Source organism: Pseudoalteromonas sp. GB43 (assembly GCF_054923805.1).
The window spans coordinates 1,454,938-1,479,407 of sequence record NZ_JBPCHJ010000001.1; the positions used below are offsets into that span (position 1 = coordinate 1,454,938).

Consider the following 24,470-nt stretch of genomic DNA (forward strand, 5'->3'; position numbering starts at 1 on the left):
CGTTTATATCATAAAAATTGATTTTATAGCCATTTGGCTAGCTAGGTTGCTAGAATAGCAGTCCCGAAAATGGAGTTAAGAATCCGCATGAAACGACGTTTATCATTATTATCTGCTGCCATCCTGCCTTTATTCGCAGCATCTTCGATTGCTTACGCTGAAGACGGTGAGCTTGAAAAAATTGAAGTTACCGGTGATTTCAAAAGAGAAAGCATTCAAACCCTTAGTGCCAGCGCAAGCTTGTTTTCAGATCATGAAATCAATCAACGCGGTGCAAAGTTTTTAGATGAGATGCTTGCTAGTGCAGCGAATGTAAACTTTACCTCAGGGGCATCTCGTGGTCGTTTCGTGCAAATTCGTGGTGTCGGTTTACGCTCACAGTTTGTTGACCCTATTAATCCTTCGGTTGGCTTAGTGATCGACGGTATTAACTACTCTGGTTTAGGCGGCAGTTCACTGTTATTTGATATCGACCAAGTTGAAATTTATCGCGACCACAAGGAACTCGCTTTGGTGCTGATGCCTTAGCTGGCATGATTCAAATGGAATCTGCAACCCCCACTCTTGACCCAAGTGTGAAAATACAATTAGGTGCGGGCAACTACAACAGCTATGAAGCAGGTATTGCCGCAGGTACCGGTATTACCGACGACACAGCAGTACGCGCTAGTATTTATCAACGTGAATCGGATGGGTATGTAGAAAACCGTTATTTAGGCAAAGATACCCAGCAACAAGACGAGCTTGTCTCTCGCTTTAAATTATACAGTCAATTAACCGACCATCTGCGTACTGAACTGAATGTACATTACATCGATATAAATAACGGCTATGACGCATTCACATTAGATAACAGCCGTTACAGTGTTGCTGATGAACCAGGCCAAGACAACCAAGAAAGCATTGCGGTTGGCCTAGCAAACATATACACCGGCTTTGACTTTTTTGATGTTAGCTTAAACCTATCTGGTATCGACAGCGAGCTGTTATACAGCTATGACGAAGACTGGGTGTGTAATGATGAAACTCAACCTGAATTATGTGCTGCTGGCTTGCATGATTGGGGCTATAGCTCAACAGATGCTTACTTTCGCGATCGCCAAGATCAAGCGGCTGAGCTGCAATTTAGTGGTAAATCTGGCGAGTGGGTCGCAGGCATTTACTATCAAGGCCGCGAAGTTGACTTAGAACGTCAATACACTTGGCTGGCACAACCATTTGCATCTAATTATGAAACCAGCAATATTGCTGCATATGGTCAATTAGCAACACCTATCGGCCCAAAAACAACCTTAATTACGGGTTTGCGTGTTGAGCAGTATCAGGGCGACTACACCGACAACAACGGTTTTATTGAAGAAACCGATGATGTCATGGTGGGCGGTAAGCTTGCACTTGAATACCAAGTGATTGATCGCACCATGATCTATACCAGTATTACTCGTGGCTATAAAGCTGGCGGTATTAACTCTGAAGCTTTAGCAAAAGCAAAAGACGAAGGCTTAAACCTAGATGCTGATTTCTTTGCTAATCACACATCATTTGCCCCTGAATACCTATGGAGCGGTGAATTTGGTGTTAAAGGCAGCTCTTTGGACGATAAGTTTGTGTTACGTCTTGCCGCTTTCTACATGTACCGTGAAGATATGCAGCTAAAATCGTGGCAAGTTGAAGGCCAAAAATTCACAGGTTATATCGATAACGCCAGCTCTGGTGAAAACTACGGTTTAGAAATTGAAGGCAGCTTCCAAGCAACTGACAATTTACTACTAACGGGTAGTGCAGGTTATCTACATACAGAAATCAATGACTTTGTTGCGCAATCAGGCCTAGATCAAGATGGTCGAGATCAAGCACAAGCTCCTAAATACCAATATGCATTCACTGCGCGTTATAACTTTACGCCAGCACTTTATGCATCAATTGGAGTAGAAGGCAAAGACGATTACTACTTCTCTGATAGCCATAACTCAAAAGCACCTAGCAGCAACTTAGTGAATGCTTCATTTGGTTATGAAAGTGATAATTGGAGCATTAATGCATGGGCACGTAACTTATTTGATGAAGACGTACCAACCCGTGGTTTTGAGTTTGGTAACGATCCATTAGACGGTTACACCACTCATACATACACACAGCTTGGCGAACCTATGGTTGCCGGTGTGACATTTATTTACGAGCTATAAGCAATTAGGTGCTAGGTTTTTTACCTAGCACCCAAACACCTAGAGCCTAGAGCCTAGAGCCAAATAAGTTAAGCCCTTTCAACATCAAAGGCGAGTACGTCTTTAATCTTTTGCTTATTCGTTGCCAGCATAATGAGTCGATCTATACCCAGTGCGACACCCGCACATTGTGGTAAGCCATGCTCTAGTGCAGCTATTAAACGCTCATCCATTGGCACTTGCTTTAAGCCATTTGCTTCACGGTACTGATTATCTTCACTAAAACGAGCTGCTTGCTCTTTGCCATTGGTCAGCTCATTAAAGCCGTTTGCAAGTTCCATATTTTTAAAATATAACTCAAAGCGCCCAGCTACTCGCTCATCGTGCTGACAAATTTGGGCAAGCGCTGCTTGCGAAGCTGGAAAATGATAAACGAAACAAGGCTTTTCTTGGCCAATCGTTGGTTCAACCTTCATACAAAATAATAGCTGTAACAAGGTATCGCGATGCGTTTCATTCGCGGCAATATCGGCGAAGCCCTGCTCCTTTGCTAGTTGCTGTAATGTGCTGATATCAGCAGTTAAAGGGTCTACACCTAAGGCGTTCATAAAGGCTTGCTGATAAGTGAGTCGCTCAGCGCTTTCTACGCCAAGCACCAATTGCATAAGCTCATCCATTTCATCCATAAGCGCAAATTCATCAAAACCCGGACGATACCACTCAAGCATTGTAAATTCAGGATTATGATGACTACCCGCCTCTTCATTACGAAAAGCTTTGCATAGCTGGAAAATAGCCCCAGAGCCCGCCGCAAGTAAACGCTTCATGGCAAACTCAGGTGACGTTTGCAAATAAAGTGGTAAGCCACCAGCATGACCAGGGCCAACAAACTCGGTACTAAAAGTCACTAAATGCACATCGGTTACACTGGCAGCACTAAGGCTTGGCGTTTCAACCTCCATAATATCACGGGCATAAAAGAACTCGCGAATACGGCGAATGATGACGGCACGCTCTCGTAAAGTATCAATATCGGCGCTTGGTTGCCAAAGGACATTAGACATAGTGTTTCCCAAAAAAAATCCCAGCAGAAGCTGGGATTTTATAAAAATTTCATACCAACTCGCTTAATTAAGTGGTCTATTTTGAGGCAATAAAACCTCGTTGATAGCAAGGCAAAAATTTCGTTATTTAGTTGTTCTAAATCAGAAATTTTTAACGCAGCTAGCTACAGGTTTAATCCCTCAAAATGATTAAGTATTATTGCGAATTGGTATTATAAAAGCCTATTACTTAACACGACTCACGTATTCACCGCTACGAGTATCAACTTTGATCACTTCGCCGATTTGTACGAATAGAGGAACACGAACAACAGCACCTGTGCTTAATGTTGCTGGTTTACCGCCAGTACCCGCTGTATCACCTTTTAGACCTGGATCTGTTTCAGTGATTTCTAATTCAACGAAGTTTGGTGGAGTCACGGCGATTGGGCTACCGTTCCAAAGCGTGATAGTACAAACGTCATTTTCAACTAACCATTTTGCATTGTCGCCAAGCGCTTTTTCGTCAGCAGCGATTTGCTCAAATGTTTCGTTGTTCATGAAGTGCCAGAACTCACCGTCAGTGTATAGATACGCTAAATCTGTATCCATTACGTCTGCACCTTCAACTGATTCACCTGACTTGAATGTTTTTTCTAGTACTTTACCTGTGATAAGTTTACGAATACGAACACGGTTAAACGCCTGGCCTTTACCTGGTTTTACCATTTCATTTTCTAAGATGCTGCAAGGTTCGCCGTCTAACATAATTTTTAGGCCGCCCTTGAACTCATTGGTGCTATAATTCGCCATCGTTTCCTCTGTCTAAATAATTTCGAGTAATCTACGTGTCAATGATACAAAGAAATGAAGTAAATTTGCATAAAAACTGGCAAAAAGAATTGGCAAATGTTGTCACTTGTCCTGAACGCTTGCTAGAAATGCTAGGATTATCAAGCAAAGTAGACGAAAAAGACCTCAAAGCACGCAGTCTTTTTCCTGTCCGCGTGCCGCTGCCTTTTATCAAAAAAATGCGTTATGGCGACATAAACGACCCTCTTTTGCTGCAAGTGATGCCCAGGCACCAAGAGTTTTTAGCAAAAACAGGTTACGACAAAGACCCTCTAAAAGAGCAAGATAACAACCAACCTGGCTTGTTACACAAGTATCGCTCTCGCGTTTTAGTAATGTTTAAAACCGGTTGTGCCGTAAATTGCCGTTATTGCTTTAGACGCCATTTTCCTTATCAAGAAAACCAATTAAACAAACGCAGTTTAATTGATGCACTGGCTTACATTAAAGCCGACAGCAACATCAACGAAGTCATTTTAAGTGGTGGCGATCCATTGATGACCGAAGACGATGCTGTTAGTTGGTTTATGGATGAGTTAGAGCAACTTCCGCAAATTAAACGCATGCGTATTCACAGCCGCTTACCTGTGGTGATCCCAGCAAGAATTACCGATGAGCTATGTGCACGCTTTGCTGCATCGCCCTTAAAGGTGGTGTTTATAAATCATATCAATCACGCTAACGAAATTGATGATGACTTTAAAGCGGCCATGCAAAAGTTAAAAGCTGCAGGGGTGACGTTACTAAATCAGGCGGTGTTACTAAAAGATGTGAATGATTCTGTCGAGTCGCAAGTTGCACTTAGTGAGGCTCTGTTTGAGGCAGATATACTTCCTTACTACTTACATCTACTAGATAAAGTTGAGGGTGCTAGCCATTTTGATATAGCTGAGAGTCAGGCACGAGAAATCGTAACGGCTATGCTGGCAGCATTGCCGGGTTTTTTGGTTCCTAAGCTGGTGCGTGAGATCGGCGGCGAAAAAAGTAAAACGCCTATCGATCTCAATCTAAGTTAAACGTATACGTTTACGTTGTTACCTAGTGTCGCAGTTACCGACTTAGCAGGTGTTTGTGCAGCACTGGTATTCATTGCTGCGCCTTCGATAAGTGCAAGTGCCGCAGCACCATCAGCCTTTTGCTGTTTTTTAGCAAGTGATGCGCTGTAAACTTCTGCGCTTTCGCCACCGCCACTCATAGCTGGTAAGCTTGATCCTGATATATTCATAGTTCATTACCTGACTTTTTATGACAATCCACGTACTATATCGGCATTGCAGTCTAAAGCTTTAGGAAAAAAATGGATTCAATTATTGAACAACTCAATGCTAACCTAAAAATCGTTTATCGTCAGGCACTTGATGCTGATAAAAAATTAGATGATTTACAGCAGCAAGGCCATGGCAAATTCAAAGCCTTATTTGCAAAAGATGCTGGCTTTGATTTTGAAGCGAAACGCTTTAAACCTTACGTTCTCGATGTTGCAGCTGATGTAGAAAGCTTAAGCAACGACGGTATGGACGAAGAAAAGCTGAAAAAAACCGTTATTAAACTGCAACAGTTATTACAGTTGCTAGCAACCTTCAAATAAACACTTAATCACTACAACGTGCTGATGATTTTTGAGGAGCACTGAGCTCTACTTTGTGCCCTCTTAAATCTCTCTTAACATAGTGCTTTTTAATACTTACAATCCTTATTAACAGCCGTTGCTCGAATATCAAAGGTTCTGGTACACTTTTCCTTTGTTCATCTTATTACTCGCGCAATGACTCATCATTCTCTAACCTTAATCGTATTAGCTGGCGGACTCGGTAGTCGCTTTGGTGGAAACAAACAAATTGCTGATATTCCAGGTCTTAACAGTACTATTATGGAACTAAGTATTCGAGATGCTGTTCAAGTAGGTGTAACTCAAGCTGTTATCATCATAAATGCTAATATTCGAGCCGAATTTGAAGCAAGAATTTTACCCCGTTTGCCTAAATCACTTGAAGTTATCTTAGTTAATCAAGAAATCACTGCAATTCCAGAAAAGTATCTTTCTTTAGCTAAAGAGCGGCAAAAGCCTTGGGGAACAGGCCACGCTCTTTTATGTGCAAAACCCTATGTAAAGAACCCTGCAATTGTAATTACAGCCGATGATTATTATGGGGCCTCTTCGTTTAAAATTATCGCCGAACATTTTAAGCGTAGTAATGATTGGGCTATGGTTGGTTACCCTGTAGTTGATACTTTATCGATTCAAGGAGGGGTCAATCGCGGAGTGTGTAGCATCGATGAGCAACAACATTTAATCGATGTTGTTGAATATCTTGATATCAAGCTAGAGCAAGATATTTTGTTAGGTAATAACTCTCTAGGTGAGCGTCAGAGTATTGCTAAGGAAGCTCTTGGTTCAATGAGTTTTTGGGGGATTACAGATGATTTATTCATGGTTCTAGAAAAGGGCTTTGTACAGTTTTTAGAAAATACTGACAACGGTGTCACGAAAGAGTATTATTTACCAAATCAGATACAACTTGCGATTAAAGATTACAATCAAACTGTCGCCGTTTATACCGCACAAGAGCCATGGTACGGCGTAACCTACAAAGCTGAATTGGATGCAATAGCAAGTACATTACGTCAGTTACGCCTCGGGCTTAATGAATAAATCTACACCTCTTCTTACAAAAAGTAATGGAAAATTAATGAAGTCGAATCCTGTTGCAACTTATCTTTCTGAGCATTTTGGCTTAAGTTCAGATCACGTGACACTGAAACCTATTGGCAACGGCCATATAAACACAACGATGCTTCTTAAGTCACAAGATAATGCTGTCGTTGTGCAAAAACTAAATACTGATGTATTTCCTAACCCTGAGCAGCTTGTAGAGAATGCAAGGCTTATCGAAAAGCACCTAAACGACAAACATGTGAAAGGTGAATATAGTCTCGAGATTATTCGTCATGTACCGACAATAAAAAATGATTTTTTGGTGGAATGTGACCAAGGCGTGTGGCGTGCACTCGAATTTATTGGCGGCAGTTACAGTGAGGATGTTGTAGCAAACATCTCTCAAGCACAAACTGCGGCCAATGCATTTGGTCAATTTGCGCTTGCTTTACAAGACTTTCAGGCTGAGCAACTACATCATGTTATCCCAGATTTTCATAATTTAGCAATGCGTTTTGATGCTTTCAGAAAAGCAATCGAAAATGACCCTGTAAATCGTATCGAGCTTTGCCAACCAGATATCGAGTTCTGTTTAAATCAGCAATCGCTAATTGATGAACTACAGAAACTGGAAGGTAAGATCCCATTAAGACCCTGTCATAATGATACAAAAATCAATAACATGCTTTTTTGTAAAGATTCTGATGATGCAAAAGCAGTTATCGATTTAGATACCTGTATGCCTGGCTATTGGTTATTTGATTTTGGTGACATGGTGCGCACTTTCTGTTCACCTGAGCAAGAGGACTCAACTAACCTGAAAAATGTAACAGTTCGCGAAGAAATTTTTGCAGCTATTGTTAAGGGCTATGTAGAACCATTAAAAAATGTAATCACTGATGCAGAAAAAGAGAGCTTTTGGCTTGGCACAAAAGTAATGACATTTATGATTGGCTTGCGCTTTCTTACTGATTTTATTGATGGTGACAATTACTTTGCGACTAAACATGCTCACCATAATCTCGAACGAGCCCGAAACCAGTTCGCACTGTATCGCGATATTCTTGAAAAAGAGAATACCCTAAAAGCTATTTTAGAAATAAATAAGTAACGAGCTTACAATTAAAGTTTGGGGTTAAACTTTTGGAGCAATTTCACGTCAAGCTATGGGGATGATAGGAGCTACCGACCACTCCTTAACTAATCAGACCGAGCCACTCGAATTGTTATATCGGTGGCTCTTAGTTTAGATATTAGTGAGCTTGTTGCCAGTTGTCACCGCTGTCGGCTTCAACAATCAGAGGCACATCAAGAGTAGCGGCTTCTGACATTAACTTACAAATTTCAGCTTTATAGTCGTCCACAGATTCTTCTTTAATTTCGAACACTAATTCATCGTGCACTTGCATGAGCAGCTTAACTGAACCTGCAGCTTGTGCGTTCACCCATTGATGAACTTTTAGCATCGCTTTTTTGATGATATCTGCAGCAGTCCCTTGCATTGGTGCGTTGATAGCAGCACGCTCAGCGGCTTTACGACGAGCACCGTTACGGGCATTGATTTCAGGTAAATGTAAGCGGCGGCCAAAAATCGTTTCTACATACCCTTTATCAGCTGCTTTTTCACGGGTTGTTTCCATGTACTCAAGTACGCCAGGGAAACGCTCGAAGTATTTATCAATATAATGCTGTGCTTCATGACGTGGTACATCTAATTGACGTGATAAACCAAACGCCGACATGCCATAAATTAAACCGAAGTTAACCGCTTTAGCTTTACGGCGCATATCGCTGGTAACCTCTTCAAGGCTAACCCCGAAGACTTCTGCCGCTGTTGCACTGTGAACATCTAAACCATTCGCAAAGGCAGTTAATAGGCCTTTATCTTGAGATAAATGCGCCATGATACGTAATTCAATTTGGCTGTAATCGGCAGCCACAATTTTATGGCCAGGTGCAGCAATAAAGGCTTCACGAATTCGACGGCACTTTCTTCTGAACGAATTGGAATATTCTGTAAGTTAGGATCCGTTGAACTTAAACGACCTGTTGCTGTTACAGCTTGATGGTAAGAGGTATGCACTCGCTTAGTACGCTCATCAACCATTAGCGGAAGTTTATCTGTGTAGGTTGATTTAAGTTTAGATAAACCACGGTGCTCAATAATCACTTTTGGTAACGGATAATCATGAGCAAGTTCTTGTAACACCTCTTCTGCTGTCGAAGGTGCACCCTTAGGTGTTTTCTTGATAACAGGCAGCTCAAGTTTTTCAAACAAAATAGCTTGCAGTTGCTTAGGTGAGCCTAAGTTAAATTTTTCACCTGCAATATCATAAGCTTCTTGCTCAAGCTCTAACAGGCGTTCACCTAAACGTTGACTATGAGCTGCTAGCATGTTGCTATCAATTGCAACACCAGTACGCTCAATATCAGAAAGTACTGTGACAAGTGGTAACTCAATCTCTTCGAATACCGATTTTAATTGGCTATCAGCATCAATTTTTGGCCATAATACTTGATGAAGACGTAGCGTTATATCAGCATCTTCAGCAGCATAAGGCGCAGCTTTTTCTAGCTCAATTTGGTTAAACGTTAACTGCTTTTTACCTTTACCGGCAATATCTTCAAAGCTGATATTTTTGTGACCAAGGTATTTCAGTGCCAACGAGTCCATATCATGGCGGCTGCCTACACTATTAAATACATACGACTCCAGCATGGTGTCGTATTTAATGCCTTTTAATTCAAAGCCTGCGTTAGCTAACACGCTTTTATCGTACTTAAGGTTTTGCCCCACTTTCGCTTTGTTTTCGTCAGCTAAGATTGGGCCAATTTTTGCCATTACGGTTTCTAAGCTTAATTGCTCAGGCGCATCTGGGTAATCGTGACCAACCGGAAGGTAAGCCGCTTCACCGGCTTTAACCGCAAAGCTCATACCAACCAATTGCGCTTGCATATAATCAAGGCTGGTTGTTTCAGTATCAAAAGCAAACAATTCGGCGTCATTTAACTGCGCCACTAAGGTATCAAGTTGCTCTTCAGTTAAGATTGTTTCGTAGTGTGCATCAGCAACTTTTGGTAGTTCGTTAGCTTCAGTTGGCACATCTAAATGCGTGTCAGCGTCTTTAGGGTTATCAAGTAGCTCAGCTAACCAACGGCGGAACTCACACTCACCATAAAGTGCAATCAATTCGTCACGATTAGGCTCTTGCAGCTTAAAGCTTTCAAGATCTGACTCAACCTCAACATCACACTTAATTGTTGCTAACTCATAGCTAAGTGGCAAATGATCAAGTGCTGTAGCAAGCTTTTCACCAATCTTGCCTTTTATTTCACCTGCATGATCAATGACACCTTGTAATGATCCATATTTTTGCAGCCACTTCACCGCTGTTTTTGGACCACAGCCATCAACACCTGGGATGTTATCGACTTTGTCACCCATTAGGGCAAGGTAATCAATGATCAATTCAGGACCAACGCCAAACTTCTCAACCACGGTTTCTGGATCTGAAATGCTATCTGTCATGGTATTGATCAGCGTAACATGCTCATTAACAAGCTGCGCCATATCTTTATCGCCAGTCGAGATCAGCACATGACGCTGCTGCTCTGAGGCTATTCGCGCAAACGTACCGATAACATCGTCAGCTTCAACACCTTCAATACTAATCAGCGGAAAACCCATTGCTTTAATAATGTTATGCAGTGGTGCGATCTGTGTGCGTAAGTCATCCGGCATTGGCGGACGATTCGCTTTATATTCGCTGTACATATCATTTCTGAAGGTTTTACCCTTGGCATCAAATACCACCACCATGTGCGATGGATCATATTGCTTGATCAAACTCTTAAGCATATTAACTACGCCATAGATTGCGCCTGTCGCTTCACCTTTTGAGTTAGTAAGGTGCGGTGGCGAATGGTATGCACGGAATAAATAAGAAGAACCATCTACAAGAATAAGTGGATTTTCAGGGATCTGAGCCATGGTGAAATTGGATCCTAATTGAATAACATTAAATTGTTTGTAAGCATGCCATAAGGTCATGAAGAAAACGACTGTGAATTATTAACCAATAAAGCTTTATGACAGAGCAAGCTGTGGATAACTTTGTAGATAACAGACACAGTTAATTCTCCCAAAATGAAAAAACATTTAGGAAAATTAGATAAGCTTATGTTTTTATTTAAAAAAGATATTACGGCGTTCTTTTTTTATTATTTTTGTCCGATGTGGAAAACGGTTTTAGTAGCGATAACCTTTTGCTTATTCGATACCGAATTAACATCCCTTTTCATAACCGGAGGAGTATTCTAGCATAATGGATCAAAGATTATAGCGATCCTTTATACTTTTTTTTTCGTTAGTAATTTATAAAAAGGCATAAACAGCTATTCATCATGCTTTGCGAGTTATCAAGCGACGAAAATTTTTTATTTTGTCGCCATGCTCGTATCCTTGTTAAACTTAAGCTAGTCGCATTAAGGAGAGTTCAAAAATGAAAAAAGTTGCTGTAATTTTAGCTGGTTGCGGTGTTTACGACGGCGCAGAAATCAATGAAGCTGTGTTAACCTTATTACATATCGCTAAAGCAGGCGCGAGCTATGAATGCTTCGCACCCGATATCGAACAAATGCACACCGTTAATCACCTAACAGGTGAAGAAATGACACCTAATCGTAATGTGCTAGTTGAAGCTGCACGTATTGCCCGCGGTGAAATTAAAGCGCTCACTGAGCTAAATGTAGATGAGTTCGATGCCTTGATCGTACCAGGTGGCTTTGGGGCCGCGAAAAACCTATCTGACTTTGCAGTAAAAGGTGCAGATGCCCAAGTTCAAGGTGATGTACTGACAACAGCGAAGGCTTTTGTCGATGCCAACAAAGCAGCAGGTTATATATGTATTGCGCCTGCCATGCTGCCGCTTATTTATGGTAAAGGTGTAAAAATAACCATTGGGAGCGATGCAGAGACCGCCGCAGCTATAGAACAACTTGGTGGAGCACACCAAAGCTGTGCTGTGAACGATATCGTTGTTGATCAACAACATAAAGTGGTCACTACCCCAGCCTATATGTTGATCAAAGTATTTTAGATGCAGATGCGGGTATCGAAAAATTAGTTAACAAAGTATTAGAGCTTGCTTAAGCATCAAGCTAAGAGCCAGTATTTTATGCTGGCTTTTCTTGCGCTAACGCAAAAAAATGACGGTTTTTCTCAAGAAAAAGCCTTTTAGATCATTTTATAAATTGTGGCTTAGCGTTATAATCGTTCTAATTTCCGTCATATATATCGTGATTGATCACGTTCAAATCGAAGTGAGCAAGGCAAAATGAAAAAACTATCAGCTGCATTATTACTGCTAGCAACAACGGCATATGCACAAGCGTATGACAACTCTTTGACTGAAGATGCTATCAAAAAGCGTCTAGCGCCAATTGGTTCTGTCTATCTAGAAGGTGATAAAGCTGCAGTCGCTGCTGAACCTACAGGCCCTCGTTCTGGTGAACAAGTTTACCAAGCAGCATGCTTTGCTTGTCACGGCACTGGTGCACTAGGCGCACCAAAATCAGCTGATGATTGGGCTCCTCGTATTGCTAAAGGCATGGACACTTTACTTGACCATGCAATCAATGGTTTCAACGCGATGCCTCCTAAAGGTACGTGTATGGACTGTTCTGATGAAGAGATCAGCGCTGCTATCGATTTCATGACTAGCAAGTAACAGTTTAAAATCTAATACTAAGGGCTTATTTTTATAAGCCCTTTTTTTATGCCTTTATCAGGGCGCGAGGCTAGCTCTGTAGCCAAATATGACCATAATAAATTACTATTTTGTTAACAGCTGTTACTTGACGATCTAATAAAAAAGTGGAACTATTAAGGACGATATTTAAACAATAATAAAATGAGTTCTAAATCATTGGAAGATTCAGCAACACACTTTGATAAGCTTGCACGTAAAAATGTTCGCTTAAAATCGCTTTTACAAAAGTATAAGCAATCACATCACTTGCAACATGCTCTTTTACAATTATCAGAGCAAGCGAGTACTGTTGCCGAATTAACCTTGCTTTACCCTGCTATCCACAACATCCTGCAAGACTATATTCCAAGTAAAAACTTCTTCGTGGTTTTGCATAACCCTGTTTACGATAACCTTGAGTTATCTTATTTTGCCGACGAAAAAGATGGCCTCTCTGTGCCATTGAAGTATGAGCAGTACTTTAAAGAAGGCCTGACAGGTTACGTATTTAAGCAAGGTAAAACCAGCTACTTTACCAAACAACAAACAGAGCTAGCGGTTGAACAAGGCTTACTCAAATGCTTTGGCACACCTGCCGAGCATTGGGTTGGAGTTCCTGTATACCGCGATAAGTCAATAATTGGAGTGATGGTCGCGCAAAGCTATGAAAAAGACCTGAGTTATTCTGAGCAACAAATTGAGTTGCTAGAAGTAATGTCACTTTATTTGGCAACGGCCATCGAACGAGTTAAGAAACGTGAACTGCTCGAATCAGAAGTTAAAATTCGCACTCGTGCACTGACACAAAGTAATCAAGCTCTCAATGAAGAAATACAGCAACGTAAAAAAGCGTTAGAGCGTCAACAGATCCTTTTTAAAATATCAGAGCTGGCAACCTTAAGTGAAAATCTTGACGACGTTTATAAACATGTTCACGAAATTATTAAAACCATTACCTATGCAGACAACCTATATATTGCCCTTTATGATGAGCAAACTCACTGGTTAAGTTTTCCGTACTGTGTCGATGAATACAATGACACAGGCAGGCCGAGACCTTTTGCAAAAGGTTTTAGTGAACTTGTTTTAAGCTCCGAAGAATGCCAAGTCATCGATATTGATAAAGCAAATAATCTAATTAAGTTAGGCGTTGTTGAAAGGCCCGTAGACGTCCCGGCTGAACGAACAGCAACTAGCTGGTTAGGTGCACCACTTAAAACATCGCAAGGTGTCATTGGTCTAATAGTTTGCCAAGCGTATAATAATAAACACGAATTCACGCAAGATGACTGTGAGTTAATTACCTTTGTATCGCATCAAATAGCCAACGTCATTCAAACCCATTTAGCAAATCAAGAGTTAAAGCTAAATCATCAAAAGCTGGAAAACAGAGTTGCAGAGAAAACGAAAGAGTTACGCCAAGCAAACCTGCACTTACAGATGCAAATTGAAGAGCGTAAAAAAATAGAACAACAGCTGTACCACGATGCACACCATGACTCATTAACCAGTTTACCTAATCGCAGTTTATTCCTAACACAGTTAGAAAAAACATTGCAGCATTATCAGCGCTATCCAGAGCAGCAGTTTGCAGTGTTATTTATTGACCTTGATAAATTTAAAGACATCAACGATCACCTTGGTCACCAAGCAGGCGATCAATTTTTAATTGGTGTTGCTGAATCTTTCTCGCATTGTATCCGTGAGCATGATTTACTTGCACGTTTGGGTGGTGATGAATTTGTGGTGTTGCTCACTCACTTAACTGAGCAACAGCAAGCCCAAGATGTTGCCAAGCGTATCATCGAAATAATGAGAAAACCTTTCTGTATGAAGGGCCAATGCATTCAAAGTGGTGCCAGTATTGGTATTACTTACTCAAAACCAAGCTACAAGCACACCGATGAAATTATACGTGATGCCGACGCCGCCATGTATTACGCTAAAAATGCAGGCCGTAATCGCTTTGAATGTTTCCATCCGCTGCTTAATGCCAGTAATGTGCAACATGATGCTGACAATATGCATCACTTAGATGACTTGCCTATGCACTTTAGAAGTGCCGAAATCATTACCTTGGATGAGCAAACTCGCGCAGAGTCTTTACTCGAAGCATTTGGTGAACACCCAGTACTTGGCAGCACCAGCTTTGAAGTACTTAAGAAGTTTGCGACCGATAGAGTACAGCACTTTGAGGTTGAACTTAACTTACTAAAACAAGCATTCAGCTTAGTAAGTGACAGTAAGAAAGAAAAAGTATTGTTCCCTTGCTCTGGCTTAGTCCTTGAACGTATTAATTTTCAAGCACTATGTAAGCTATTAAAAGCCCACGATGCGAATAGAATGTGTCTGTTATTCAACGAACAAGAAATTCGTTACGCATCAGCGGTACAAATTGAAAATTTAAAAAACTTGGTCGCTCAAGGGTTTTCGATTGGTTTGAATGAATTTGCCAAAGATTGCTGTGAGTTAAACTTACTGACTGAGTTCCAATTCGATTACTTATTATTAAGTTCAACGTTCAGTAAGCGAGTACTGCAGCAAGAAAACTATCACTTACAACTGCAAGGTGTACTGGCGATTACTAAGCTGCAAAATATCCAAGTAATCGCGAAAGTTCCGTCAATTTTTAACTACCGCACCTTACTCGATAAGCACGGATTGTCGTTGTTTATTGGTAAGCAACATGCGCTGGCGCCCTTCGAACACGAAGCACCAAGCGCACAATTTATTACTTCTTAAGCATCGCTCTTAGATTAGCTACACGGGCTTGGCCTTTTTCCATGCGCTCAGCCTGTGAAGACGGTGTTTTTTTCGCTTCGAAGGCTAAATCATCTTGTGGTAACTCCTGTACAAAGCGACTAAGCTCAGTATCTGAAGTTTCACCAAATTGACGACGTAACTTAGCATAAGTCATTACCAGCTCTTGCTGTGCACGTGTGATACCTACATAAGCAAGACGACGCTCTTCTTCAACGTTATCTTCATCGATACTTACTTGGTGCGGTAACAAACCCTCTTCCATACCAACCATGAACACATACGGATACTCCAAACCTTTTGAAGCATGCAGTGTCAGTAATTGTACCGCATCAGATTCGTCTTCCTCTTCGTTACGTTCAAGCATGTCACGTAAAGTCAGTTTACTAACCACCTCAGCAAGGTTCAGCGGCGGGTTGTCTGCGTCCCCTGTTAGCATGTCGGTGATCCAACGATAAAGCTCTGAAACGTTCTTCATGCGCATTTCAGCAGCTTTTGCACTCGGTGATGACTCATAAAGGTATGCTTCGTAGTTAATTTGCCTAACTAACTCTTTCACAGCTTCAAGGGTATCGCCGCGTACCGCATTATCAGAAAGCTCAACCACCCAGCGGGCAAAACCAGCTAAGGCATTAAAACCACGGCCTTTTAAGCGGTGTGCAAGTTCAGGTTCAAAACAGGCTGCAAATAAGCTGATATGCTTTTCATTAGCAAGGGTGCCAAGTTTTTCGAGTGTGACCGTACCAATCTCACGGCGTGGCGTATTTACAATACGTAAAAAGGCATTGTCATCATCTTGGTTCACCAATAAGCGTAAATACGCCATGATATCTTTAATCTCTGAACGCGAGAAAAACGACATGCCACCGCTTATCTTATAAGGAATACGGTTGCTCATAAGTGCTTTTTCAAACACGCGCGCTTGATGGTTACCACGGTATAAAATCGCGTAATCTTTGTAGCTGGTACGCTTCATGAATTTATGAGAAATGATCTCTGCCACCACTCGCTCTGATTCATGCTCTTCATCACGACAACCAATCACTTTGATTGGCTCACCATAACCAAGTTCACTGAATAGCTTTTTATCAAACTCGTGAGGGTTATTAGCGATCAAAATATTCGCCGCTTTTAGAATTCGCCCTGCGCTTCGGTAGTTTTGTTCAAGCTTAATTAAACGTAAGCCCGGAAAATCTTTACTCAATAGTACAAGGTTTTGAGGCTTAGCACCGCGCCATGAGTAAATTGATTGGTCATCATCACCTACCACTGTAAAACGAGCTCGTTCACCCACTAATAGCTTAACCAGCTGATACTGACTGGTGTTGGTATCTTGATACTCATCCACCAGTAGGTAACGAAAACGCTGCTGCCAACGCTCACGCGCAGTAGCATTTTGGCCTAACAATAAAGTAGGGATCATGATCAGATCATCAAAATCAAGGGCATTATAAGCACGTAGTTGATTTTGGTAACGCGCATACAGCTGAGCAAATAAGGCTTTTTGTGGCTCACGGGCTTCGCGAACAGCACGCTCTGGCAGAATCAATTCGTTCTTCCAGCTACCTATTTGCATCTTCAGTAGGTTAAGTAGATCTTTGTCTTTTTTAAGTTCTTCTTCGGTCAGCTCAGCTAGTAACTGGTTGGTATCTTGATCATCAAACAACGAAAAGCCGGGTTTAAACCCTAGCGTCGTTAACTCTTTTTTGATGATCTCAAGCCCAAGGGTATGAAACGTTGAAACCCATAAGCCTTTCGACTCTTGTTTACCCAGTGTTTGCGTTACACGCTCGCGCATTTCTTTTGCCGCTTTATTGGTAAAAGTTACCGCCGCAATATTGCGCGCTTGATACTCACACTTTTGCACCAAGTAAGCGATTTTATTAGTAATAACACGCGTTTTACCAGAGCCCGCACCGGCTAATACCAGACACGGTCCACTGATATACTTTACCGCTTCATCTTGTTTTGGGTTGAGTTTCATAAGCCCCTAAAGAAATTATCCAAAGACAGGACGGGCAATTTTACCGTAATCACTACACTACGCCTAGCCAATAAGGTAAGATTGTTTTTTTACGTGACTCAAGGGACGAAGATGATCAACCCAGCAAAACTTGAAGAAATCGCTAAGCAAATTACTGACAACATGCCGCAAGGCGTGAAAAACCTTGCCGAAACAGTTGAAGGCAAAACAAAGCAAGCTATTCAAAACAAACTTGCTGAGATGGACTTTGTAAGCCGTGATGAGTTTGATATTCAAAGCCAAGTACTTATTCGTACTCGTGAAAAACTCACTGAGCTTGAAGAGAAAGTTGCATTACTCGAGCAGCAACTTGCTAGCAAACAAGACGAACAATAAAAAAGGAGAGCAAATTAGCTCTCCTTTTTTCTACCTAACTAGTTTAGGTTTTAGCTTTTTTCTGCCACACGTTCAAATACGCGCTTAACGGCAATACCGTAAGTATCGCTAGCTTCTTCCGCACAGGTCACAACCGACTCAAGATCATTAAGGTGACCATTCGCTAAGCCATACACCCAACCATGAATTGTTAAATCTTGGCCTTTCGCCCAAGCATCTTGCACAATGTTAGTACGGCACACGTTACGTACTTGTTCGATAACGTTTAGTTCAATTAAGCTATTTAAACGCTCTTGCTCAGGTAATGCATTGAGTTGTTCGATGTGTTTTTCTTTTACATCACCTACATGGCGTAGCCAGTTATCAATTAAGCCAAAACGCGCTTCGTTTAATACTGCTTGAACACCACCACAGCCATAGTGACCAACGACCATGATGTGCTTCACTTTCAGCACTTCAACAGCGTATTGCATTACCGAAAGACAGTTATGGTCAGTATGCACAACGACATTTGCTACGTTACGGTGAACAAATAGCTCACCCGGTAATAAGTCTACAATTTCGTTTGCAGGTACACGCGAGTCAGAACAACCGATCCACAAATACTCTGGATTTTGCTGCATTGATAGAATTTTAAAAAACTCAGGATCATTTTCACTCGTACGCGCTGCCCAACGTCTATTATTTTCGAATAAATTTTTTAACTTTCTCATTGCGCCTCTTTACGGTTTTTAATAATTAGCTTGGATCAAGATATTCCTTGGTGTCAGCTGCTTTTCGCAAAACTTACTAACTGTTACTTGATACCCTTGTTGTTGCAAATATAAAGCACGATCGAGCACGAGCCAAACTTCAATTGCCCTTCTGAACACATGTCGGACGAGTTCAACTCGCTCGGTGACCCTTTTGCGCTTTTTACCTATCTCTAAAAACTTATTGTAATCAATACCTTCAGGTAAATGTAATGATTTTTTCTCAGCAGCCCATAAACAAAATGAGTTAAACGAATCAGAGAAGATCGCTTTGTTCACTGACGGTACACTCACATAGTGCATTTCACCGGTCAGTGATTTACGTAACGCATCAAATCCAAGACGCCATTCAACCTCTGTTTTTCTTACCTTATCAACTCGGCTCGGTGCTGTTACCGTTTCTTGCAGCGCCAGTTTTAAATCGCGATGAGTAAGCGCAAGTTGGCTTTGCTTGGCAGGCTCGCTCATTGCTTGATAAGCGTTATCTGTGAATAAATGATAACAGCACGGTGAAAAACTAATTTGCTGAGTTTTCGCTTTACTTGCTTGCTGCATAAATGTTTGATGCAAACGACCACAGGCATGCAATGCAACTGCATGCTGCTGGCTTTCAAAAAAGCCATCTGTGTCATCGGTTAATACATCAGCTTGTGAAAACTGCATCGCCAATTGCTGTTGCTTAGCACTGTGTTGACCTTGATCGCACAAGTGTTGTTGTAGCTCAATGCTATGGACACGTGGTACCCCATTAAATGCCAACATACGACCTAAATGCCCTTTACCTGCACACCACTCTAAAACAGGCTGGTTTAATGACTGCTGACTAATGGCCGCGACAAAGTCTTGTAGTTGTTCAAACTTACGGCCCTTAATGCCATTACTTATCCAAAATGGAAATTCATTACGGGCAGCACTTATAGCAGGCAAATTACACAACTCAGCCAACTGGTCGATACCCCCTATTGCCTCAGTAAAATAACGATATAAAGCTTGCTGATCGGCATCAAGTTCACTCACTTGTTGGTCATCAAGCGCCCATAATAAGTTGGCTAATTCAGGCCAAGGAAGATCATCAAAATCAAATGCGGTACATTGCCAGTATTGGCGGGTTGAAAATAGCAGTGCATCTAAAGCTGCAAAGTGCTCGGCAAGTGTCATAACTACTTAGCGACAAGAAATAAAGAGCAGTATAACAGCTTTTATCTTATTTAACGTCGGTTACTGCTGATCAAGCGACTGTACAATGGCACACACGCAATACTTAAAATGATGGCGAGGATCAACATCCACGACAGCTCAATAGCTTCAGCTTGCTGCTGATCATACATAAAGCCATCAAAAGCCTGATCAAAATCAGCTTGCTCGATGCCATATAGATCTGCAATTAAACGCCATTTTGCCATCGACATATTGCCTAACTTAATCCCTGGAGGTTGAATATAGCTTGCCAAAACATGTGCTTCATAAGCCAGCTCCTGTACGCTTTTATGTTTAGCATAGTGCTGCTTGGTCACATCGATGCTTTCTTCTAAGTGCAATAAAGCATACCGCCACCCTTTTAGGCTCGCGCGGTAAAAACGCTCTACAACCTCAGGCTTCTTCGCTAAAAACTGCTCAGAGGTATATAAAATATCACCATACACATTCAAGCCGAACTTTTGAGGGCAAATGAGTCGATAGCCAACCCCTCTAAGAGTCATGCTGTAAGGCTCATTGGTGACATAAACTTGCACCGCATCTAAATCACCGGCAAGCCACTCTTTAACGCCGCCTTCATAGCTAGCTGCCATCAAGCTTTCTTGGCTCAACCCAGCACGCTGTAACATGACCAAGAGTTCTGCATTTTCTAGTGAGCTAACTTTGCTGAGTTTCTTTCCAACAAAGTCTCTGGGCTGAAAAATATCTGAGTTATTCTTTACCATCCAGCAGTAAGGCGAAAACTGCAGAATGGCTCCAAGGGCAACAACCGATGCGCCTTGCTGGCGTTTTTGTAATATGCCTGAGTGAGTAATGGCAAAGTCGGCTTGTCGTTTAACACTTTAGGAAAGGTATCAGGGTCATTTGGGTCGGCAGGTATAATAGCAACATTAAGGCCCGCTTCCTTGTAAAAGCCTTTTTCTGCAGCCATATAATAACCTGCAAATTGAAACTGGTGAGTCCATTTTAATTGTAAGCTAACGTTATCAACGCTCTGTGCGCTCATAGAGAGCATTAGACAGATTAACCCTAGTAGACTTTTCATTCCTTGCACGCATCATCCTTGATTGAGAACCGTGCAATAACTATAGGAAAAATAGACAAAAAAACAAGGCTACTAATTAGCAGCCTTATTCTGATTTTATAACTAATTAGCCACTTTCACTGCGCTCAACTCCTGACCTTGGCTGGTTAGGAACTGGGTGAAACATGGATTGTTCGTTTCATCTTGAACGTTGTATCCCAAACGGTTCAAATGCTCATTGAATACCTCATAATCACTCGGTTCAATAGCAAAGGCCGCCAGCACATTACCAATCGCTCCACCATGATTACGATAATGGAATAAAGTGATATTCCAATTACTACCAAGGGTATCTAAGAATCGTGCCAGTGCACCTGGGTATTCAGGAAACTCAAAGCGTAATAAACGCTCATGAAGTTGAGCTGGCGCTTTACCACCCACCATATAACGAATATGCAATTTAGCCAGCTCGTTATCTGATAGATCGCAAAACGTGTAGTCGTTTTCTGTCAGTGCCGCTTTTAACTCTTCAAGCTCTTGCTGCCCTTGCCTTAATGCAATACCAACAAAAATTTGTGCTTCGCCGGGGCCTGCATAACGGTAATTAAACTCGGTGATAGCTCTGCCACCTAATGAGTTACAAAACTGCTTAAAGCTGCCCTTTTCTTCTTTAATAGTCACAGCAAGCAGTGCCTCGTTCTTTTCACCAAGTGCCGTTCGCTCAGCAACATAACGTAAGCGGTCAAAGTTTAAGTTTGCACCCGATAAAATCGCAGCAACGTTTAAGCCTTTAACACCATTTTGTTGGCACCATTTTTTCAGCCCAGCTGTTGATAGCGCCCCAGAAGGCTCCGCTATCGCACGAGTCGAAACAAAGATATCTTGCATTGCGGCGCAGATTTCATCGCCCGTTACAGTGACCACTTCATCACAAAACTTTTGCGCTAAACGAAATGTTTCTGTGCCGATGACTTTTACGGCTACCCCATCAGCAAAGCTGCCAACACGGTCAAGCTCAACGGGCTTGCCTGCTTCAAGCGCTGCTTTTAGGCAAGCACTCTCATCAGCTTCAACACCAATGACTTTGATATCAGGACGTAACGACTTAATGTACACCGCCATGCCTGCAAGTAAACCACCACCGCCAACAGGAATAAAAACAGCATCGAGGTCGTTCAATTGCTGCATTAATTCACGGGCAACGGTACCTTGGCCAACAATCACATCAGGATCATCAAACGGTGGCACAAACACCCCGTTACGCTGCTCTGTCAGTTCTAAAGCATGGGCTTTTGCCGCATCAAAATGATGGCCGTGTAATACCACTTCACCACCGAGTGAACGTACTGCATTCACTTTAATTTCTGGTGTTGTAACTGGCATCACAATCGTTGCGTTATGCCCTAAAAATGAGGCACTGAGTGCAACCCCTTGCGCATGGTTACCCGCTGAGGCTGTGATCACATCAGACCCTTTTGGCAACTTGCTCAGTTTATGAAAAGCACCACGAAGCTTAAATGAATAAACCGGTTGTTGGTCTTCACGCTTTAACCACACATGGTTGCCTAACCGTGCACTAAGATCAGCCATTTCGCTGACCTCAGTGACTTTTGCAAGCGGCTCCATGTTCGCTTGGATGATAGCGCGAAAATAATCGAGCTCTTGAGAAACCATAATTAACTAAGCTCCTCAAGTTTTGCTAAATCGCGAACAGCTCCTTTGTCTGCACTGGTTGCAAGTAATGCATAGGCTTTAAGTGCAGATGAAACATAGCGGTCACGATCAAGTGGTTTATAAGCGTCTTTACCACGTGCAAGTTGCTTTTGTTTACGTGCTTCAAGCTCTTCATCTGACAGCGCTAAAGTGATTTCGCGGGTTGCAATATCAATTACTATTTTATCGCCATTTTCAACATAGGCGATTGCACCACCACTTGCTGCTTCTGGTGAAACGTGACCTATTGATAAACCCGATGTACCACCCGAGAAACGACCATCGGTGATAAGCGCACACTTTTCACCTAAGCCCATTGATTTTAAGTAACTCGTTGGATACAGCATTTCTTGCATGCCTGGGCCGCCTTTTGGCCCTTCGTAACGAATTACAACAACATCGCCTGCTTTTACTTCACCATTAAGAATGCCTTCAACCGAATCATCTTGTGATTCGTATACAACAGCAGGGCCTTCAAAGTGCAGCATTTCTTCAACTACGCCAGCACTTTTAACAATACAGCCATCAAGGGCTAAGTTACCTGAAAGTACAGCTAGGCCACCATCTTGACGAAAGGCATTTTCAACACTGCGGATACAGCCGTTTTCACGGTCATTATCAAGTTCTGGCCAGCGACATTCTTGGCTCATTGCTTTTGTAGTGCGGATACCGGCTGGGCCTGCTTTATAGAATTTTTGCGCTACTTCATTATTAGGATCGGTGGCATCCCATTTAGCCACCATTTCAGCCATACTGTGGCCTGCAACGTGATCAACAGATAAATCAACAAGGCCTGCTTTACCTAACTCACGGATAATTGCCATCATGCCACCAGCGCGGTGCACATCTTCAATGTGATATTTATTGGTTGCGGGTGCCACTTTACAAAGGAAAGGAGTTTTACGGGAAAGCTCATCGATGTGCGACATGTCAAAATCGACACCCGCTTCTTGCGCGGCAGCTAATAAGTGTAAAACCGTATTTGATGAACCACCCATAGCAATATCAACTACCATTGCATTCATAAAGGCAGTGCGATTAGCAATCGCACGTGGTAATACTGCTGCATTATCTTTTTGATAATACTCACGGCATAAATCAACAATGCGCGCACCTGCTTCAACGTAAAGTTGTTTACGGTCTTTATGCGTAGCAAGTGTGGTACCGTTACCCGGCAGCGCTAAACCAATCGCTTCTAATAAGCAGTTCATTGAGTTGGCAGTAAACATACCCGAACACGAACCACAAGTAGGACACGCAGAGCGCTCGACTTTTTCAGAGTCTTCATCGCTTACTGTGGTATCAGCGCCTTTTACCATGGCATCCACTAAATCAAGTTTAATGTCGATATCAGCAAGGCGTGTTTTACCCGCTTCCATTGGACCACCTGATACGAAAATAACCGGAATATTTAAACGCAGTGCAGCTAGCATCATCCCTGGGGTGATTTTGTCGCAGTTAGAAATACAGATCATGGCATCGACACAGTGTGCATTAACCATGTATTCCACTGAGTCAGCAATTAAGTCACGCGATGGTAGTGAATACAGCATGCCGCCGTGACCCATTGCGATACCATCGTCGATCGCAATAGTATTAAATTCTTTTGGTACACCACCGGCTTCGGTGATGGTTTCAGCCATCAGCTCACTAAGTTGGTTAAGGTGAACATGACCCGGTACAAACTGAGTATATGAGTTAACAACAGCGATAATTGGCTTACCGAAGTCTTTATCTGTCATCCCTGTTGCACGCCACAAAGCACGCGCCCCTGCACGTTTGCGACCTTCTGTTGTTGTTGCACTTCTTAATTTAGCCATAATTACCTCAGTTGTTGCAGTGGCATGCCACTGACTTCCTCATTCCGAATTTATTTCTCACTAAAGCATCAATCTGATTGCTCTAGCTACCTGTTGATTTTTTACTAGATTGCTTGTTGTTGAAATTGGTTTTCAACATTAACGTGTTTAACATCAACCAATTTATTTAACTGTGATGTTAGTAGATAAATTGGCTTATCGCTGTCTACCGTCATAGTGACGTGAAACGCTTCATCAGCCATTTCTAAATTCATGGTTGTTAGGTCAAAGCCGCGATGACGTGCAACGCGTAAAAAACGCTCTACAGCGACACTTTGATTCTTTAGTGCAATCGTTAGGGTGTGTTTCATTTTACTGTCTCCGTCATCATTTCATCATT

General features: G+C 42.0%; 16 protein-coding genes and 4 pseudogenes. 9 read left to right on the forward strand and 11 right to left on the reverse strand.

What is annotated here, in order from left to right; translation table 11 throughout:
* Window positions 1-87 precede the first annotated feature (87 nt).
* Window positions 88-2,186 (forward strand): annotated as a pseudogene (locus ACRWSG_RS06990) (TonB-dependent receptor).
* Between the two features lie 68 nt (window positions 2,187-2,254).
* Here ACRWSG_RS06990 and epmA read toward each other — a convergent pair.
* Entirely contained in the window at window positions 2,255-3,229 is a 975-nt protein-coding gene (gene epmA, locus ACRWSG_RS06995) for an elongation factor P--(R)-beta-lysine ligase (RefSeq protein ID WP_462165950.1), read from the reverse strand.
* 225 nt (window positions 3,230-3,454) lie between these two features.
* Window positions 3,455-4,021, reverse strand: a complete 567-nt coding sequence (gene efp, locus ACRWSG_RS07000) for an elongation factor P (protein WP_054554126.1) — start codon at window positions 4,019-4,021, stop codon at window positions 3,455-3,457.
* A 41-nt stretch (window positions 4,022-4,062) separates the two neighbouring features.
* Here efp and epmB point away from each other — a divergent pair, with 41 nt between their 5' ends.
* Window positions 4,063-5,076 (forward strand): EF-P beta-lysylation protein EpmB, encoded by a 1,014-nt coding sequence (gene epmB / locus ACRWSG_RS07005; protein ID WP_462165951.1) that lies wholly within the window; start codon window positions 4,063-4,065, stop codon window positions 5,074-5,076.
* Here the strand turns inward: epmB and ACRWSG_RS07010 are convergent.
* Window positions 5,073-5,285 carry a hypothetical protein gene (locus ACRWSG_RS07010; protein WP_054554124.1) on the reverse strand — a complete coding sequence of 71 codons (213 nt, stop codon included), beginning with the start codon at window positions 5,283-5,285 and terminating at the stop codon, window positions 5,073-5,075. The two genes, epmB and ACRWSG_RS07010, sit on opposite strands and share 4 nt — an antisense overlap.
* Window positions 5,286-5,357: 72 nt before the next feature.
* Here ACRWSG_RS07010 and ACRWSG_RS07015 point away from each other — a divergent pair, with 72 nt between their 5' ends.
* From ACRWSG_RS07015 to ACRWSG_RS07025, 3 genes are all read left to right on the forward strand, one after another.
* Entirely contained in the window at window positions 5,358-5,648 is a 291-nt protein-coding gene (locus tag ACRWSG_RS07015) for a hypothetical protein (RefSeq protein ID WP_054554123.1), read from the forward strand.
* A 177-nt stretch (window positions 5,649-5,825) separates the two neighbouring features.
* Window positions 5,826-6,713, forward strand: a complete 888-nt coding sequence (locus ACRWSG_RS07020; RefSeq protein WP_462165952.1) for an NTP transferase domain-containing protein — start codon at window positions 5,826-5,828, stop codon at window positions 6,711-6,713.
* A 37-nt stretch (window positions 6,714-6,750) separates the two neighbouring features.
* Entirely contained in the window at window positions 6,751-7,827 is a 1,077-nt protein-coding gene (locus tag ACRWSG_RS07025; protein ID WP_054554121.1) for a phosphotransferase enzyme family protein, read from the forward strand.
* A gap of 142 nt (window positions 7,828-7,969) precedes the next feature.
* Here ACRWSG_RS07025 and polA read toward each other — a convergent pair.
* Window positions 7,970-10,707, reverse strand: a pseudogene (polA, locus tag ACRWSG_RS07030) (DNA polymerase I).
* Window positions 10,708-11,218: 511 nt separating this feature from the next.
* Here polA and elbB point away from each other — a divergent pair.
* The 3 genes and pseudogenes from elbB (at window position 11,219) to ACRWSG_RS07045 (ending at window position 15,208) form a co-directional block, all read left to right on the forward strand.
* Window positions 11,219-11,868 (forward strand): annotated as a pseudogene (elbB, locus tag ACRWSG_RS07035) (isoprenoid biosynthesis glyoxalase ElbB).
* A 184-nt stretch (window positions 11,869-12,052) separates the two neighbouring features.
* Entirely contained in the window at window positions 12,053-12,445 is a 393-nt protein-coding gene (locus ACRWSG_RS07040) for a c-type cytochrome (protein ID WP_054554118.1), read from the forward strand.
* A 183-nt stretch (window positions 12,446-12,628) separates the two neighbouring features.
* A complete protein-coding gene (locus ACRWSG_RS07045) occupies window positions 12,629-15,208 on the forward strand; it encodes a diguanylate cyclase domain-containing protein (RefSeq protein ID WP_462165953.1) in 2,580 nt (859 codons plus the stop codon).
* Here ACRWSG_RS07045 and rep read toward each other — a convergent pair.
* On the reverse strand, window positions 15,198-17,210 hold the full coding sequence (rep, locus tag ACRWSG_RS07050; RefSeq protein WP_462165955.1) for a DNA helicase Rep: 2,013 nt from the start codon (window positions 17,208-17,210) through the stop codon (window positions 15,198-15,200). The genes ACRWSG_RS07045 and rep overlap by 11 nt on opposite strands.
* 111 nt (window positions 17,211-17,321) lie before the next feature.
* Between rep and ubiK the strand changes: the two genes are divergently transcribed.
* Window positions 17,322-17,585: a ubiquinone biosynthesis accessory factor UbiK gene (gene ubiK, locus ACRWSG_RS07055; protein ID WP_054561163.1), complete on the forward strand. Its 264-nt coding sequence runs from the start codon at window positions 17,322-17,324 to the stop codon at window positions 17,583-17,585.
* A 50-nt stretch (window positions 17,586-17,635) separates the two neighbouring features.
* Here ubiK and can read toward each other — a convergent pair whose 3' ends face one another.
* The 6 genes and pseudogenes from can to ilvM form a co-directional block, all read right to left on the reverse strand.
* Window positions 17,636-18,298 carry a carbonate dehydratase gene (gene can / locus ACRWSG_RS07060; protein ID WP_054554114.1) on the reverse strand — a complete coding sequence of 221 codons (663 nt, stop codon included), beginning with the start codon at window positions 18,296-18,298 and terminating at the stop codon, window positions 17,636-17,638.
* A gap of 18 nt (window positions 18,299-18,316) precedes the next feature.
* On the reverse strand, window positions 18,317-19,495 hold the full coding sequence (locus tag ACRWSG_RS07065) for a methyltransferase (protein ID WP_462165956.1): 1,179 nt from the start codon (window positions 19,493-19,495) through the stop codon (window positions 18,317-18,319).
* A 50-nt stretch (window positions 19,496-19,545) separates the two neighbouring features.
* A pseudogene (locus tag ACRWSG_RS07070) lies at window positions 19,546-20,579 on the reverse strand (ABC transporter substrate-binding protein).
* 102 nt (window positions 20,580-20,681) lie between these two features.
* Complete coding sequence (ilvA, locus tag ACRWSG_RS07075; RefSeq protein WP_199530008.1) at window positions 20,682-22,232, reverse strand: threonine ammonia-lyase, biosynthetic; 1,551 nt, start codon at window positions 22,230-22,232, stop codon at window positions 20,682-20,684.
* 2 nt (window positions 22,233-22,234) lie between these two features.
* Entirely contained in the window at window positions 22,235-24,091 is a 1,857-nt protein-coding gene (ilvD, locus tag ACRWSG_RS07080; RefSeq protein WP_462165958.1) for a dihydroxy-acid dehydratase, read from the reverse strand.
* Between the two features lie 104 nt (window positions 24,092-24,195).
* On the reverse strand, window positions 24,196-24,441 hold the full coding sequence (gene ilvM, locus ACRWSG_RS07085; protein WP_054554110.1) for an acetolactate synthase 2 small subunit: 246 nt from the start codon (window positions 24,439-24,441) through the stop codon (window positions 24,196-24,198).
* Window positions 24,442-24,470 lie beyond the last annotated feature (29 nt).